Annotated in this window: 13 protein-coding genes; 8 read left to right on the top strand and 5 right to left on the bottom strand. The window is 68.4% G+C overall.

All coding sequences use genetic code 11. The annotated features are described in order from the left end of the window. Nucleotides 1-10: 10 nt before the first annotated feature. From prpB to AC1DBD_RS15215, 3 genes are read right to left on the bottom strand one after another with little or no spacing between them, the layout of a single operon-like run. Nucleotides 11-913 carry a methylisocitrate lyase gene (gene prpB, locus AC1DBD_RS15225; protein ID WP_441418914.1) on the bottom strand — a complete coding sequence of 301 codons (903 nt, stop codon included), beginning with the start codon at nucleotides 911-913 and terminating at the stop codon, nucleotides 11-13. Continuing rightward, nucleotides 913-2,433: an MmgE/PrpD family protein gene (locus tag AC1DBD_RS15220; RefSeq protein ID WP_476982418.1), complete on the bottom strand. Its 1,521-nt coding sequence runs from the start codon at nucleotides 2,431-2,433 to the stop codon at nucleotides 913-915. The genes prpB and AC1DBD_RS15220 overlap by 1 nt, the downstream gene beginning before the upstream one ends. A 10-nt stretch (nucleotides 2,434-2,443) precedes the next feature. Next, nucleotides 2,444-3,085, bottom strand: a complete 642-nt coding sequence (locus AC1DBD_RS15215) for a GntR family transcriptional regulator (RefSeq protein WP_441418912.1) — start codon at nucleotides 3,083-3,085, stop codon at nucleotides 2,444-2,446. A gap of 183 nt (nucleotides 3,086-3,268) precedes the next feature. Here AC1DBD_RS15215 and AC1DBD_RS15210 point away from each other — a divergent pair, with 183 nt between their 5' ends. Continuing rightward, nucleotides 3,269-5,188 carry a propionyl-CoA synthetase gene (locus AC1DBD_RS15210; RefSeq protein WP_476982417.1) on the top strand — a complete coding sequence of 640 codons (1,920 nt, stop codon included), beginning with the start codon at nucleotides 3,269-3,271 and terminating at the stop codon, nucleotides 5,186-5,188. A 56-nt stretch (nucleotides 5,189-5,244) separates the two neighbouring features. Here AC1DBD_RS15210 and AC1DBD_RS15205 read toward each other — a convergent pair whose 3' ends face one another. Beyond that, a complete protein-coding gene (locus tag AC1DBD_RS15205; protein ID WP_441418910.1) occupies nucleotides 5,245-5,964 on the bottom strand; it encodes a response regulator in 720 nt (239 codons plus the stop codon). Then, on the bottom strand, nucleotides 5,961-7,682 hold the full coding sequence (locus AC1DBD_RS15200) for a sensor histidine kinase (protein WP_476982416.1): 1,722 nt from the start codon (nucleotides 7,680-7,682) through the stop codon (nucleotides 5,961-5,963). Before AC1DBD_RS15200 ends, AC1DBD_RS15205 begins: the two co-directional genes overlap by 4 nt. Nucleotides 7,683-7,816: 134 nt before the next feature. Between AC1DBD_RS15200 and AC1DBD_RS15195 the strand changes: the two genes are divergently transcribed. From AC1DBD_RS15195 to cmk, 7 genes are all read left to right on the top strand, one after another. After that, nucleotides 7,817-9,184, top strand: a complete 1,368-nt coding sequence (locus AC1DBD_RS15195) for a cation:dicarboxylate symporter family transporter (RefSeq protein ID WP_476892767.1) — start codon at nucleotides 7,817-7,819, stop codon at nucleotides 9,182-9,184. A gap of 299 nt (nucleotides 9,185-9,483) precedes the next feature. Beyond that, entirely contained in the window at nucleotides 9,484-10,383 is a 900-nt protein-coding gene (locus AC1DBD_RS15190) for a ParA family protein (protein ID WP_441418907.1), read from the top strand. Nucleotides 10,384-10,391: 8 nt separating this feature from the next. Beyond that, complete coding sequence (locus AC1DBD_RS15185) at nucleotides 10,392-11,240, top strand: segregation and condensation protein A (protein WP_476909488.1); 849 nt, start codon at nucleotides 10,392-10,394, stop codon at nucleotides 11,238-11,240. Nucleotides 11,241-11,332: 92 nt separating this feature from the next. Beyond that, nucleotides 11,333-11,953, top strand: a complete 621-nt coding sequence (gene scpB / locus AC1DBD_RS15180; RefSeq protein WP_476909555.1) for an SMC-Scp complex subunit ScpB — start codon at nucleotides 11,333-11,335, stop codon at nucleotides 11,951-11,953. Nucleotides 11,954-12,062: 109 nt separating this feature from the next. Further along, entirely contained in the window at nucleotides 12,063-13,265 is a 1,203-nt protein-coding gene (locus AC1DBD_RS15175; protein WP_441418905.1) for a pseudouridine synthase, read from the top strand. 3 nt (nucleotides 13,266-13,268) lie between these two features. Beyond that, complete coding sequence (locus tag AC1DBD_RS15170; RefSeq protein WP_441418904.1) at nucleotides 13,269-14,378, top strand: prephenate dehydrogenase; 1,110 nt, start codon at nucleotides 13,269-13,271, stop codon at nucleotides 14,376-14,378. Then, entirely contained in the window at nucleotides 14,378-15,121 is a 744-nt protein-coding gene (gene cmk, locus AC1DBD_RS15165) for a (d)CMP kinase (protein WP_441418903.1), read from the top strand. Before AC1DBD_RS15170 ends, cmk begins: the two co-directional genes overlap by 1 nt. Nucleotides 15,122-15,150 lie beyond the last annotated feature (29 nt).

Below are 15,150 nucleotides of genomic sequence, written 5' to 3'. Positions count from 1 at the left end.
GGTGGGGGTGTCAGATGCCGGGGATCTGGAAATTGAAGACCCCGGTGTCAAAGCGGTTGTACGCCTCGTAGTCGACGAGGTCGTAGAGACGCGCACGGGTCAGCATGCTCGAAACCTGTGCCTCCTGGGTGCCGTCGGATTTGATCGATTCCAGAGTACGCTCAGCAGCGCCCATGGCACTACGGAGCAGCGTTACCGGGTAGATGACCATGTTGACGCCGACGCCGGCCAGCTCGTCGACCGTGAACAGCGCGCTCTTGCCGAACTCGGTCATGTTGGCCAGAATCGGCACGTCGACGGCGTCGCGGATGGCCTGGAACTCGCTGAGGTCCTTCATGGCTTCCGGGAAGATCGCGTCAGCGCCGGCTTCCACGAGGGCCTTGGCCCGCTGCTGCGCCGCCTCGAGCCCATCGGTGGCCCGGATGTCGGTCCGGGCCATGATCAGGAAGTTGGGATCCCGTCGGGCGTCGGCCGCGGCCCGGATCCGCTTGGTCGCGGTGTCGAGGTCCACAACGTTCTTGCCGTCGAGGTGGCCGCAGCGCTTCGGGTTGAACTGGTCCTCGATGTGGCAGCCGGCCAGGCCCGCGTTCTCGAGCTCCTGGATGGTGCGTGCCACGTTCATCGGCTCGCCGAAACCGGTATCGGCGTCGACGATCGAGGGCAGGTCCGTCATCCGGGCGATCTGCCCGGCCCGGGTGGCCACCTCGGTGAGCGTGGTCAAGCCGATGTCCGGCAGGCCGAGGTCATTGGCGAGGACGGCGCCGGAGATGTACACCCCGGCGAATCCCTTTTCCTCGATCAGCCGGGCCGAGAGCGGGTTGAACGCACCCGGGAACTGCTGGATTGTCCCGGAAGCAAGCAGCTCCCGGAACCGGATCCGCTTCTGCTCCGGCGTGGTCTTCGAATACAGCATTAGAAGAGTCCCTTCGGGGCGGCTGCCAGGTCGATCACGCCGTCGGCTGCCTTGATGTTGAGCTGGTCGAGCTCGCCGGCGGCGAGTTCGGGAAGCCGCGCGGCGGCGGCCAGGAAGCGCTCGATCTCGTCCTCGGCCACGAGGCCGGCGGCGAGGGTGCGGAACTTGTTGACGTACTGCTCGCGGGCGAACGGCCGGGCGCCCAGCGGGTGCGCGTCGGCGACGGCGATCTGGTCGGTGATGACGGTGCCGTCCTTGAGCGTGATCTCCACGGAGCCGCCGAAGGCCTTCTCCGCGATATCCAGCGAGTGGTAGCGGCGGGTCCATTCCGGATCCTCGACCGTGGTCACCTTCTGCCACAGCTCCACCGTGTCCGGGCGGCCTGCGCGCTCCGGGGCGTAGGAATCGACATGGTGCCAGGCCCCGTCCTGCAGGGCCACCGTGAAGATGTACGGAATGGAGTGGTCCAGGGTTTCCCGGCTTGCCGTGGGGCTGTACTTCTGCGGGTCGTTGGCGCCGGAACCGATCACGTAGTGCGTGTGGTGGCTGGTCTTGATCAGCACGGACTCGACGTTGGCCGGGTCGGTGACCTCGGGGTGCTCGCCGTGCAGCTTGCGGGCCAGGTCAATCCACGCCTGTGCCTGGTACTCGGCGGAGTGTTCCTTGGTGTAGGTGTCCATGATGGCGCGCTTGGCTTCGCCGTCCTCGGGCAGCGGCACCGTGTAGTTGGCGTCGGGGCCATCGAGCATCCAGGCGATGACGCCGTCTTCACCTTCGTAGATCGGCACCGGGGAGGTCTGGCCGCGCATGGCACGGTCGGCGGATTCAACAGCCATCTTGCCGGCAAACGCGGGGGCGTGGGCCTTCCAGGTGGAGATCTCGCCCTTGCGGGACTGGCGGGTGGCGGTGGTGGTGTGCAGCGCCTGGCCGATGGACTGGAAGATGGTCTCGACGTCGAGGCCCAGCAGGGTGCCGATGCCGGCGGCGGCGGAGGGGCCCAGGTGCGCTACGTGGTCGATCTTGTGCTTGTGCAGGCAGATGGCCTTGACCAGGTTGACCTGGATCTCGTAGCCGGTGGCGATGCCGCGGATCAGGTCCTTGCCGCTGGAACCGACGTGCTGGGCGACGGCGAGGATCGGCGGGATGTTGTCGCCCGGGTGGGAGTAGTCCGCGGCCAGGAACGTGTCGTGGTAGTCGAGTTCGCGGACGGCGACGCCGTTGGCCCAGGCCGCCCATTCCGGAGCCACGCGCTCCTCGATGCCGAACACCTTCGAGCCCTTGCCGCCGGTGCTGGGACCGTGGGTAAGTGCCTGGGCGCGGGCGGCGACGATCGGGGCGCGGTTCAGGGAAGCGATGGCCACCGAAGCATTGTCGATGACGCGGTTGATCACCATGTCGGTGACCTCGTCGGAGACGGCGACGGGATCCGCGGCCACCTTGGCGATCTTGAAGGCGAGCTGGTCCTCGCGGGCCAGGTTTTCCTCGCTCTTGTAAACGCGGACGTGGTGTTCCTTAACCATGGTGCTCCTTCTAGTGAGGTACGTGGGTGGCTTTGACGTGGGAAAGGCTTCGGTGCAGATGCAGCGTGGTGGCGGCCTCGGCGAGCCGCGGGTTGCCGGCGGCGATGGCTTCGGCAATGGTGGCGTGCTCGGCGGCCGCTGCGGTGAGGCGCTCGGCGTCGTCGGCCGCCAGCCGGCGCACCCGGACCAGGTGAACGCGCAGGCTGCGCATGGCCTGGACCAGGTAGGAGTTGGAAATAGCGGCGTCGATGGCCGCGTCGAGCCGCCCGACCAGGCTGTAGTAGTCATGGCGTGCGGGGTCTGTGCCATTGATCAGCTCCGGCGCTCGCAGGAGCTCGCGACGCAGTTGCTCGAATGTCGCCGCATCGCCGCGCTCGGCGGCCAGCGCCGCGGCCCTGCCCTCGAGGGTTTCGCGCAGTTCGAAGAGTTCGTCAATGTCCTCGAGGGAAATGTCGGTAACGACGACGCCGCGGCCGCCCGCCGTCGTCGTCAGCCCTTCCGCGCTGAGCCGGCTGAGGGCCTCGCGCAGCGGGGTCCGCGAGATGCCGAGCCGCTCGGACTGTTCGACCTCGGCGAGGACTGTTCCCGGCAGGAGACGCCACTCGATGATGTCGTCGCGCAGGGCGGCGTAGGCCTTGTCACTGGCGCGCATGATGGTCTCCTTCCTCGGCTGACCCGTCCAGTGTATACACAATCGGCAGAATAGCCCACACTTTCCGGCCCTAATCAGCAAAAAGAGCCAGATCCAAGTGTCCGCTGTATACACAGCCCTTGTGGAAGGACCCCAGCAGGGCTACCATGAGCTGCATCACAACGTCGTGGACGGGATTACTTCATGGTCACCAAGAGCTACCGGGACAGTTACCAGCGCAGCGTTGAGCAGCCGGAGGACTTCTGGCTTGAGGCCGCCGGGAAGATCGACTGGAGCACGCCGCCGGGCCGGGCCCTCGACTCCAGCCGCGCGCCGCTTTACAGCTGGTTTCCCGACGGCGTGCTGAACACCTGCTACAACGCCCTGGACCGCCACGTGGCGGAGGGCCGCGGCGGCCAGGACGCCCTGATCTACGACTCCGCCATGCTGGGCACGCAGCAGCGCTTCAGCTACGCCGAGCTCACCGACCTCGTCGCTCGCTTCGCCGGGGTGCTGCGCAGCCACGGCGTCGGCAAGGGCGACCGTGTGGTGATCTACATGCCGATGATCCCGGAGGCCGCCATCGCCATGCTGGCAACCGCCCGGCTCGGCGCGATCCACTCGGTGGTCTTCGGCGGTTTCGCGCCTAAGGAACTCGCCGCCCGCATCCGGGACGCCAACCCCGCCGCCGTGGTCACCGCCTCCGGCGGAATCGAGCCCTCGCGGCGGATCGAGTACCTCCCGGCCGTCGCCGAAGCGCTGGAACTGGCCGGCGCGCCGGAGACCCCCGTGCTGGTCAAGGCACGGGAAGGCTTCACCGCGTCCGCTGCAGACCACGCCGGCTGGCTGGACTGGGACACGGCGATGGCGTCCGCCGAGCCCGCCGCCCCGGTCGACGTCGCAGCCACGGACCCCCTCTACATCCTCTACACCTCGGGCACCACCGGGTCACCCAAGGGCGTGGTGCGGGACAACGGGGGCCACGCCGTCGCCCTGAGCTGGACGCTGGAGAATATCTACGACGTCGGCCCCGGCGACGTCATGTGGACTGCCTCCGACGTCGGCTGGGTGGTGGGGCACTCGTATATTGTTTACGGGCCGCTGCTGGCCGGCGCCACCACCGTGATCTATGAAGGCAAGCCGGTGGGCACCCCGGACGCGGGCGCGTTCTGGCGGGTCATCCAGGACCACAAGGTCAACGTGCTGTTTACCGCCCCTACCGCGCTGCGGGCCATCCGGAAGGCCGACCCCGAGGCGAAGCTGCTCGATCAATACGACATCTCCAGCCTGCGCACCCTGTTTGCGGCGGGCGAGCGGCTGGACACGGACACCTTCCACTGGGCGTCCCGCGTCCTCGGCGTGCCCGTGGTGGACCACTGGTGGCAGACCGAGACCGGCTGGGCCATCTGCGCCAACCCTCGCGGCCTGGACGGGCTGCCGATCAAGGCCGGTTCGCCCAGCGTTCCGATGCCCGGCTTCAAGCTGCGGATCCTGGACGGCGCGGGCGACGAGGTGGAACCCGGCACCGAGGGGAACATCGTCCTGGGACTGCCCCTGCCGCCGGGCACGCTGACCACGCTCTGGCGCAACGACGAACGCTACATCTCCTCCTACCTCCAGGCCTTCGAGGGCTGCTACGCCACCGGCGACTCCGGTTACCAGGACGAGGACGGCTACCTCTTCGTGATGGGCCGGACCGACGACATCATCAACGTCGCCGGGCACAGGCTCTCCACCGGCGCCATGGAACAGGTGATCGGCCAGCACCCGGCCGTCGCCGAATGCGCTGTGATCGGACTCGCGGACCCCCTCAAGGGCCAACGCCCCAGCGGCTACGTGGTCCTCAAATCGGGGGTGGACGTGCCGGAGGAGATCCTGGTCAAGGACCTGATCGCCCTGGTCCGGCGCGACATTGGCGCCGTGGCGGATTTCAAGCACGTCACGGTCGTGGAGGCCCTGCCGAAGACCCGCTCCGGAAAGATCCTGCGCAAGACCATGCGCCAAATCGCCGACGGCGACGACTATGTGGTGCCCTCCACGATCGAGGACGCCGGCGTGATCGACCAGCTCCTGGAGACGCTGCGGCCCGGCGCCGTGGGCACCCGCCCGTCAACGGCGTCCTAGTCCGCCAGTTGGGTGAGCTGGCGCCGCGGGGGAGAGGCATGGGGCCAGGTGTAGGGCTACGACGCCGGCCGGCTCCAGCGGTACTCGTTCTCCGGCCGGCCGGGGGCGCCGTAGCGTGCGGTGCGTGACACCGTACCGGCGTCCGCGAGGTACTCGAGGTAGCGGCGGGCCGTGACGCGGGACATGCCCAGTGCTTCCATCACCTCGCTGGCCGACACCGCACCGGCCTGCAGCTTCATGAAGTCCTGCACGGAATCCAGTGTCGAGGCGGACAGGCCCTTGGGCAGCGGCAGTTCGGAGGGCGCCCGCAGGCTGGCGAAGGCCTGGTCCACGTCACTCTGGGACGCCCCCGCGCCGGTACCGCCCGGGCCGGGGGAGGCCAGCTGTTCACGGAACTGCCGGTAGCTGCTCAGCTTGTCCGCGAACGTGGCGTAGGTGAACGGCTTGATCAGGTACTGCACGACGCCGGTTGCCACGGCGCTGCGGACGATGTTCAGCTCCCGCACCGCCGTGATCGCGATGATGTCCGCAAAGAGGCCGGCGGCCCGCATCCGGCGGGCGATGTCCAGCCCGTGCAGGTCCGGCAGGTTCATGTCCAGCAAGACCAGTTCCACGGGCTGCCCGGCGGCTGACAGGTCCGTCATCAGGCGCAGGGCGGACTGCCCGTCCGGGGCAGACCCGGCCAGGGTGAAGCCCTCGAGTCGGCCGATGTAGGCGGCGTGGGCGGCCGCGGCGATCGGCTCGTCCTCGACGACGAGTACGCGGATATCGCTCATTGCTGTTCCTCTGCTGTCCCGGCTGGTTCTTCCCTGGCGCCGTCCGCGGCGTCTCTCGCCGCGCCTGCCGCTGCAGCCGGTGCCGTCGGCAGGGTGACACGGAACAGTGCCCCGGCCGGGCTGGTGATTGTCATGCTACCGCCCAGGCGCTGCACGGCCTGGCGGACCAGGGCCAGCCCGAGGCCGCGCCCGAAGGGACCCGGAGCCTTGGTGCTGAAGCCGTGCCGGAAAACATCCTCCACGGCGTCCGGATCGATGCCGGGGCCGCTGTCCTCCACCGTGATCTCCAGGGCTCCGCCCGCCGAGGAGACACTCAGCTCCACGAGGCGCGGCGGTGGCGCATCGGCCGCGGCGTCGATCGCGTTGTCGAGCAGGTTGCCGAGGATGGCAACGAGATCCTGGACGGCCAGTCCGGTCACCGCCGTGGAGCCGTCGGTGGTGAGGATGAGTTCGACGCCGCGTTCGTGCGCCTCGGCGGCCTTGCCCATGACCAGGGCGCCGAGCACCGGCTCCTCGAGGGAGCTGACCAGGTCATCGGTCAGCCGCTGGCTCAGCTCCAGGTCGTTGGTGGCGAAATCCAGTGCCTCGTTGCCGCGGCCCAGTTCCATCAGGGACACGATGGTGTGCAGCCGGTTGGCGTGTTCGTGGGTCTGGGCGCGGAGGGCGTCGGAGAGCGTCCGCATGGTCTCCAACTCGCTGCCGAGCGACTCGATTTCGGTGCGGTCCCGGATGGTGGCCACCGTGCCGTAGACGGGGGCGCCGGAGGCCGCCGGCCGCTGCCGGGCCGCGGGGGAGCGGGGCCCGACCGCGGGGCCCTGGTTCACCACCAGGACACGCGGGCCGGTCAGGTGGATTTCGTCCTGGGCGGTCCGGCCGGATTCGAAGAGTTCCTTGAGGCTGGGGGCCAGCGGCAGTTCCGCCAGCGACGGCGCGTCCGGTCCGCGGCCGCCGGAGGACCCGACGTCGACGGCGCGGGGCGGCACCCCGAGCAGCGCGGCCGCCTGATCGTTGTACATCACCACCTTGCCCTTCGGGTCAATCAGGATCACCCCCTCGCGGACCGAGTGGAGCACCGACTCGTAATAGGCGAACAGCTGCGCCAGCTGCTCCGGGCCCCAGCCGCGGGTAACCCGGCGGAGGTAGCGGCCCAGCAGCCAGGAGGCCACCGAACCGCCGGCCAGCAGAGCCACTGCGATCGCGAGCAGCGCCGGCAGGCGGCCGGAAAACGCGACATCCACCGTCCCCACCGTCACGCCCGCCGCCACCAGGGCCCGGACCTTGCCGTCGGCGTCCTTGACCGGGGCGATCGTCCGCACGGACGGTCCGAGCGTGCCGGCCATGATCTCGGTGAAGACCTCGCCGCGCAGGGCCGCGTCGATCGAGCCGATGTAGGGCTTGCCCAGCTCCTCGTTGCGGGGATGGGTCCACCGGGTCCGGTCCGGCGCCATGATCGTGATGAAGTCCGCGCGGGCGTCCCGCATCACCTCCAGGGCGTAGGGCTGGAGCCTCGCCGAGGGATTGGGGGCGCTCGCCGCCTGCAGCACCAGGGGGTTGTCTGCCACCGCGGTGGCGATCCCGGCCATCCGCCGGCCGGCTTCCTCGTAGGCGTGGTCGCGGGCGTCGACGAAGGTGGCCGTGCCGACGACGGCGGTCAGGGCCAGCATGAACAGCAAGTGGGCCACAAACAGCCTGCGGGCGATGCTCCAGTGATGGATCAACTGCACCTTCCATGACCAATATGAACGCAACGGTGATGCGCGTCACTTCATCCCCAATGATGGAGAAACACGCAGAACGGACGTGATGCGCACCCCAAGCCGCATCGAAGTCCAGCCTATACAAGGAGAACACCATGGCCTCTCAACGAGGAGAGTCAGCGGCAACCGCCGCGGCGCCGGTCAAAAAGCGCAAGGGGCTGGACAAGTCCCACTACCTGTACATCGCAGTCATTGTCGCCGTGGTCCTCGGCGCCCTGGTCGGCCTGATCTTCCCCGAGGTCGGCAAGTCCCTCAAGCCGCTCGGCGACGGCTTCATCAAGCTCATCAAGATGATGATCGCCCCCGTCATCTTCTGCACCATCGTGCTGGGCATCGGCTCGATCGCCAAGGCCGCCACGGTCGGCAAGGTCGGCGGCCTGGCCCTCGGCTACTTCATCGTCATGTCGACCTTCGCGCTGGCCATCGGCCTCGTCGTCGGCAACCTGATCCACCCGGGTGAGGGCCTCAAGCTCGCCCCGTACGATCCCAACAAGAAGGCCGCCACGGACAGCACCGTCGACTTCCTGCTCGGCATCATCCCGGGCGACATCCCCGTGCTGCCCACCCTGCTCGCCGCTATCCTGGTCGGCTTCGCGCTGCAGAAGATGGGCCCGCAGGGCACCCCGATCCTGAAGGCCATCGGCCACGGCCAGGCCCTCGTGTTCCGCATCCTGATCATGGTCATGTGGCTCGCCCCGGTCGGCGCATTCGGTGCGATCGCCGCCGTCGTCGGCGCCACCGGCGTGCAGGCCATCATCAGCATGGCCACCCTCATGGTCGCCTTCTACATCACCTGCGCGGTGTTCATCGTCGTGATCCTGGGCGGCCTGCTCCAGGTCGTCTCGGGTGTCAACATCTTCCGCCTGATGCGTTACCTCGGCCGCGAATACCTGCTGATCTTCTCCACGTCCTCCTCCGAAGCGGCCCTGCCCCGCCTGATCGCGAAGATGGAACACCTCGGTGTCTCCAAGCCCGTCGTCGGCGTCACGGTCCCCACCGGCTACTCCTTCAACCTCGACGGCACGGCCATCTACCTGACCATGGCCTCCCTGTTCGTCGCCAACGCGATGGGCACCCCGCTGGACCTGGGCGCCCAGATCTCGCTGCTGATCTTCATGATCATCGCCTCCAAGGGCGCCGCCGGCGTCACCGGCGCCGGCCTCGCCACCCTGGCAGCGGGCCTGCAGGCCCACCGTCCGGAACTGCTTGGCGGCGTGGGCATGATTGTCGGCATCGACCGCTTCATGTCCGAGGCCCGCGCGCTGACCAACTTCACCGGCAACGCCGTGGCGACCGTCCTGATCGGCACCTGGGTCAAGGAGATCAACGGCGGACAGGTCGAGCGTGTCCTCTCCGGCGCCGAGCCCTTCGACGAGCAGACCATGATCGCCGGCCACACTGGGCACGTGGCCGCCGACCAGCCAGCCGGCCAGGCCGCGCAGCCGGTGCCGGTCAACGCCTGAGCACCAGCCCGAACGCACTGAAATCGCCCGGACGCGCACCCCGCGTCCGGGCGGTTTCGTTTGCGGCGGGGTCCCGGTGCCAGGCAACCCTCGACCTCTACCAGAGGGTCAAGGCGCGCGGAACGGCGGTTGTCAAGGTCCGTCGAATACCGTGTCGGGGGCTGTAACCTTGGGAGGAATAACGATCCTTGCCGGGCGGCCGCAAGCAAGATGAGGCCGCAACATGAGCCAGTCAGCACAACAAGCAGCCGGCAGGGTCAGGCACGAAAATCACCGTCATCGAAAGTGTGGATAGATACGTGAGCAGCGAACAGGGTTCAGCCACTCTGGAAGGCACCGGACTCGACCTGGAAGACGCCATCATGGGCCCCACCGGGCGCCCCCAACGCGACTTTCCGGAGCCCGCGCCGCTGTCATCCCACGGCCCGGCCCGGGTCATCGCCATGGTCAACCAGAAGGGCGGCGTGGGCAAAACCACGTCCACCATCAACCTGGCCGCTGCCCTGGCCGAATACGGCCGCCGCGTACTGCTGGTCGACTTCGACCCGCAGGGCGCCCTCTCTGCCGGCCTTGGCACCAATCCGCACGAGCTGGACCTCACGGTCTACAACGTGCTGATGGACCGCAAGGTCGACATCCGCGACGCCATCCAGAAGACCGGCGTCGAAAATGTGGACCTGCTGCCGGCCAACATCGACCTCTCCGCCGCGGAAGTCCAGCTGGTGAACGAGGTCGCCCGTGAACAGGTCCTGGACCGGGCCCTGAAAAAGGTCGAAGACGACTACGACGTTGTCCTGATCGACTGCCAGCCCTCGCTCGGGCTGCTCACGGTCAACGCGCTGACCGCGGCCCACGGCGTCATCATCCCGCTGATCTGTGAATTCTTCGCCCTGCGCGCCGTGGCGCTGCTGGTCGAGACGATCGACAAGGTCCAGGACCGGCTGAACCCCCGCCTGCAGGTCGACGGCGTCCTCGCCACCATGTACGACTCCCGCACCCTGCACGGCCGCGAGGTCATCGCCCGGCTCGTGGAGGCCTTCGGGGACAAGGTCTTCGAGACCGTGATCAAGCGCTCCATCAAGTTCGCCGACGCCACCGTGGCTGCCGAGCCGATTACCAGCTACGCCGGCAACCACGCCGGTGCCGACGCCTACCGCCGCCTGGCCAAAGAGCTGATTTCGCGCGGCGGCGCGCCCTAACCAGGGCTATGGCGGCGACGGGAACCGCGACGGCAGAGCTGTCGCCGCCCGGGAAGAAGCCCGGATTCGAGGTCCGGCTGGCCAACTTCACCGGCCCTTTCGACCTGCTGCTGGGCCTGATCTCCAAGCACCAGCTGGACATCACCGAGGTGGCGCTGGCCACGGTCACCGACGAGTTCATCAAATACATCAAGGGGCTGCAACGGCTGGGGGAGGACTGGGCCCTGGACGAGGCCAGCGAATTCCTGGTCATCGCCGCCACCTTGCTGGACCTCAAGGCGGCCAGGCTGCTGCCCGCCGGCGAGGTCGAGGACGACGAGGACATCGCGCTGCTCGAAGCCCGCGACCTGCTCTTCGCCCGATTGCTCCAGTACAAGGCCTTCAAGCAGGTTGCCGGACTGATCGGCTCGACGCTGGAGCTGGAGGGCCGGCGCTACCCGCGGCAGGTCGCCCTGGAGGGCCAGTTCGCCGCCCTCCTGCCCGAGCTGGTCTGGAAGCACACCCCGCAGCAGTTCGCGGCTCTGGCCGAAGCGGCCCTGAAACCCAAGGAAGCAGCCCCCACCGAAGTGGGCCTCGAACACCTGCATGGCACGCCGGTAAGCGTGAAGGAGCAGGCCGAAATCATCGGCCACCGCCTGCGTCTTGGCAAGGCACTCACCTTCCGGGCCCTGATCGCCGACGCCGAGTCCACCCTCGTAGTGGTGGCCCGGTTCCTCGCGCTGCTGGAAATGTTCCGGGACAAGGCAGTGGGCTTCGACCAACTGCTTCCCCTCGGCGAGCTGTCCGTGCACTGGACCGCCGACGACCCGGACTGGAGCAGCGACAAGCTGAGCGAAGAATACGAGGAGCAGCCGTGACCGAAGCACCCACCTCTGCCACAGCCGGCGGGGCCCCATCAGGCGCGGCCGGATCCGACGCCGGCGACTCCCGGGTTCCGGACGTTTCCGGACTGCCCGGCGGCGCCCGTGCCGCGCTGGAGGCCGTGCTCATGGTGGTCGACGAACCGGCCACGGCCACGGAGCTGGCCGCCGGCCTGAACCTGACGGTCGACGCCGTCGAGGGCCTGCTCGGGGAACTGCAACGGGAGTATAACGGCTATACTGGTAATGCCCCGGATGCGGACGACGCCAGCACTGCGATTAATCGTGCTGGTTTCGGTGCCGCCCCCCGGGGTTTTGAATTGCGGAATATCGCCGGAGGCTGGCGGATCTATTCCCGCGCTGAGTTCGCCGACGTCGTAGGCGGATTCGTGCTGGAAGGACAGACAGCCAGGCTGACGCAGGCGGCGCTCGAAACGCTCGCCGTCATCGCCTACCGCCAGCCCGTTTCCAGGGCGCGGGTGTCTGCAATTCGAGGGGTCAATGTTGACTCCGTCGTGCGGACGCTGACCCAGCGCGGACTGATCGAGGATTCGGGAACCGATCCTGAGTCCGGGGCCATCCTGTACCGCACGACGTCGTATTTCCTCGAACGTATGGGAATCGGCTCGGTGGCTGAGTTGCCTCAGCTTTCGCCCCATCTTCCAGGGCTTGAAGGCATAGCAGAGTTTTACGACGCAGGAAGAATGTAGGCAGGAATGCTGCCTGCGTAACGAGTATCCACCAGGGCAGAACCATTTGCCCGGCCGGTGGGGGCTGCCGTGAGGCAGCCGCCGCGGGCCAACAAACGAAGGACGGGTCATGACACAGGCGGGACGCCAGGGTTCACCACGTAACGGTTCGGGACGCACCAGCGCCGGACATCAATCAGCACGCACCCAGGGTGCGGGCGGCGCCGGCCGAGGCCAGCGCGACTTCTCCAAGGGCGGCGGCGACCGCCCGTTCAAGCGGCCCAAGCCGCGCGAAGAGGCTTTCATCGATCCGGACCTGAACCCCGCGGGTTCAGCTCCGGAATCCGGGGACCGCAACGGCGCCAAGCCGGCAGCGCGTAAGCCGGCCGCCCGCAAGCCTGCGGCACGCAAGCCCGGTGCCGGCAAGGTCCCCGGTACGCCGGGCGCGCTCAAGCCCAAGCCGCGCATCGGCGCCGGAGCGGCCAAGGCCACCGGTTCCAGCGCGTTCGGCGGCGAACGCTTCGGCCAGAACCTCGGCCCGGTCCGGAAGCCGGCCCGCAAACGCGGCCCGCGCGGACCCGTGCCGCAGTCCGAACTGCACGATGCCGACGGTGTCCGTCTGCAAAAGGTCATGGCCTCCGCCGGCGTCGCCTCCCGGCGCGTCTGCGAGGAAATGATCGCCGAAGGCCGCGTCGAGGTCGACGGCCAGGTCGTCACCGAGCTCGGCATGCGCGTCGACCCCAAGGCGTCCGTGATCCACGTGGACGGCCTGCGCATCCAGCTGGACGAAAACATGGTCTACATGGTGTTCAACAAGCCCAAGGGCGTTGTCTCCACGATGGAAGACCCGGACGGCCGTCCGTGCGTCAGCGATTTCGTCCGCAACCACCACGGCGAACGCCTTTTCCACGTCGGCCGGCTCGATGTCGCCACCGAGGGGCTCCTGCTCCTGACGAACGACGGCGAACTCGCCAACCGCCTGACGCACCCCTCCTACGAGGTGCCCAAGACGTACCTCGTCCAGGTCCGCGGGCCGTTCCCGCAGGGCGTCGGCGCGCAGCTCAAGGCCGGCGTCGAACTCGAGGACGGCATTGCCTCGGTCGACTCCTTCAAGCTCGTCGACTCGACCCCGGGCCACGTGCTGATCGAGGTCGTGCTGCACTCGGGCAAGAACCGCATTGTGCGGCGCCTCTTCGACGCCGTCGGTTTCCCGGTACTGCGCCTGGTCCGCGTCAAAGTCGGTCCCATCGGCCTGGGCGACCAGCGCCAGGGCAGCATCCGCAACCTCGGCAAGCAGGAAGTCGGCCACCTGCTGGCATCCGTGGGGCTGTAAGGCATGTCCGCTTTTCGCACCCACGGCCGCGGCCACCTGAACGGGCCGGTCGTGGTCGTGGGCACCGGACTGCTGGGCACCAGCATCGGGCTGGGGCTCCGGGGCCGCGGCGTCGCCGTGTTCCTCTCCGACCCGTCGCCCACCAACCAGGCCGTCGCCGTCGACATCGGCGCAGGCCTGCCCTTGGCGCGCCTTGACGGCGAAACGCCGGAACTCGTCGTGGTCGCCGCGCCGCCGGACGTGACCTCCGACGTCGTCGCCCGCGCCCTCGCGGACTACCCGCAGGCCGTTGTGGTGGACATTGCCAGCGTCAAGGCGTCCATCCAGGCGGAGCTGCGCGAGCGCGGCGCCGACCTGGGCCGCTACGTCGGCACCCACCCGATGGCGGGCCGGGAAAAGTCCGGCCCCGTCGCCGCCCGCGGGGAACTGTTCACCTCGATGCCGTGGGTGCTCTGCCCCACGCCGGAAACCCGGCCCGAGGCCCTGCAGGCGGCGCGTGCGCTGGCCGGGGACCTGGGCGCCGTCGTCTCCGAATTCGGTGCCGAGGAACACGACGAGGCCGTGGCGCTGGTCTCGCACCTGCCCCAGGTCATGTCCTCCCTCGTAGCCAGCCGGCTGCAGGGAACCCCGCTGCACGCGCTCTCGCTGGCCGGCAACGGGCTGCGGGACGTGACCAGGATCGCCGCGAGCGACCCCACGCTCTGGGTGCAGATCCTCGGCGCCAACGCGGGCAAGGTCGTGGAGATCCTCTACGGCGTCCGCGAGGACCTGAACCGGCTGATCGGAACCCTCGAGGATCCGACCGCGCCCGGTGCCAGGCTGGACCTTGCCCAGCTGATCAGCGAAGGCAACGCCGGCCAGGCCCGGATCCCGGGCAAGCACGGCGGACCGCCGCAGGCCTACTCCTGGCTGACCGTCCTGGTGGACGACACGCCCGGCCAGATCGCCAGGCTCCTGACCGAGATCGGCGAGATCGGCGTCAACCTCGAGGACCTCCGACTGGACCACTCCTCAGGACAGAATGTCGGCATGGTGGAACTCTCCGTGCTGCCCAACAAGCACGAGCTGCTCATCGAAGCCCTCAACGACCGTGGATGGCGGGTACTCCAGTAATGACCCAGGAACTCATTGAAACGGTGGACGTCGTCCGCCCCGGCAAGAGCCTCGTCGTCGCAATCGACGGCCCCTCCGGCTCCGGCAAATCCAGCGTCAGCAAAGAGGTGGCGCGCCGGCTCAGGCTGGCCTACCTCGACACCGGCGCCATGTACCGGGCCCTGACCTGGTTCTGCCTCGACAGCGGCCTGGACCTCGCCGACGCCGAAGCCATCGAAGCCGCTGCCGAGGCCCTCCAACTGGAGATCAGCACCAGCCCGCAGGAAGAGTACGTCCGGGTCGCGGGTGCCGACATCACCGAGGCCATCCGCGAACCGGGCATCTCCGCTGCGGTCAGCGCGGTCGCCACCACGCTCGGGGCACGGACCGAACTGATCCGCCGGCAGCGCGCGCTGATCGAAAAGCACCACCGCCGAATGGTGGTGGAGGGCCGGGACATCACCACCGTCGTCGCTCCCAATGCCGAGGTGCGCATGCTGCTCACCGCCAGCGAAGAGGCCCGGCTTCGCCGCCGCGGCATCCAGCTCGGCGGCAGCCAGAACGCCGAACAGCTTGCCGCGCAAGTCACGGCGCGGGACGCCAAGGACTCCACCGTGGTGAACTTCACGCAGGCCGCCGACGGCGTGGTCACGCTGGACTCCTCGGACCTGGACTTTGCCCAGACCGTTGACGCGGCCCTCGGGATCGTGCACCGGGTCGTCACCCACACGGCCATCAACCACACGGCCATCGACCGTGACTGAGGGCTCAGCCGGGGCGCAGCTTCCCGGCC

This window comes from Arthrobacter sp. 10T419 (genome assembly GCF_056394105.1).
The sequence above is the reverse complement of the archived record's forward strand: the minus strand, read 5'-3'. Positions and strand labels throughout refer to the sequence as shown.

Coding starts and splice junctions, on each gene's coding strand:
- prpB (WP_441418914.1), bottom strand. CDS start 913: ATGCTGTATTCGAAGACCACGCCGGAGCAGAAGCGGATCCGGTTCCGG.
- AC1DBD_RS15195 (WP_476892767.1), top strand. CDS start 7,817: ATGGCCTCTCAACGAGGAGAGTCAGCGGCAACCGCCGCGGCGCCGGTC.
- AC1DBD_RS15215 (WP_441418912.1), bottom strand. CDS start 3,085: ATGCGCGCCAGTGACAAGGCCTACGCCGCCCTGCGCGACGACATCATC.
- cmk (WP_441418903.1), top strand. CDS start 14,378: ATGACCCAGGAACTCATTGAAACGGTGGACGTCGTCCGCCCCGGCAAG.
- AC1DBD_RS15185 (WP_476909488.1), top strand. CDS start 10,392: ATGGCGGCGACGGGAACCGCGACGGCAGAGCTGTCGCCGCCCGGGAAG.
- AC1DBD_RS15205 (WP_441418910.1), bottom strand. CDS start 5,964: ATGAGCGATATCCGCGTACTCGTCGTCGAGGACGAGCCGATCGCCGCG.
- AC1DBD_RS15220 (WP_476982418.1), bottom strand. CDS start 2,433: ATGGTTAAGGAACACCACGTCCGCGTTTACAAGAGCGAGGAAAACCTG.
- AC1DBD_RS15175 (WP_441418905.1), top strand. CDS start 12,063: ATGACACAGGCGGGACGCCAGGGTTCACCACGTAACGGTTCGGGACGC.
- AC1DBD_RS15210 (WP_476982417.1), top strand. CDS start 3,269: ATGGTCACCAAGAGCTACCGGGACAGTTACCAGCGCAGCGTTGAGCAG.
- AC1DBD_RS15170 (WP_441418904.1), top strand. CDS start 13,269: ATGTCCGCTTTTCGCACCCACGGCCGCGGCCACCTGAACGGGCCGGTC.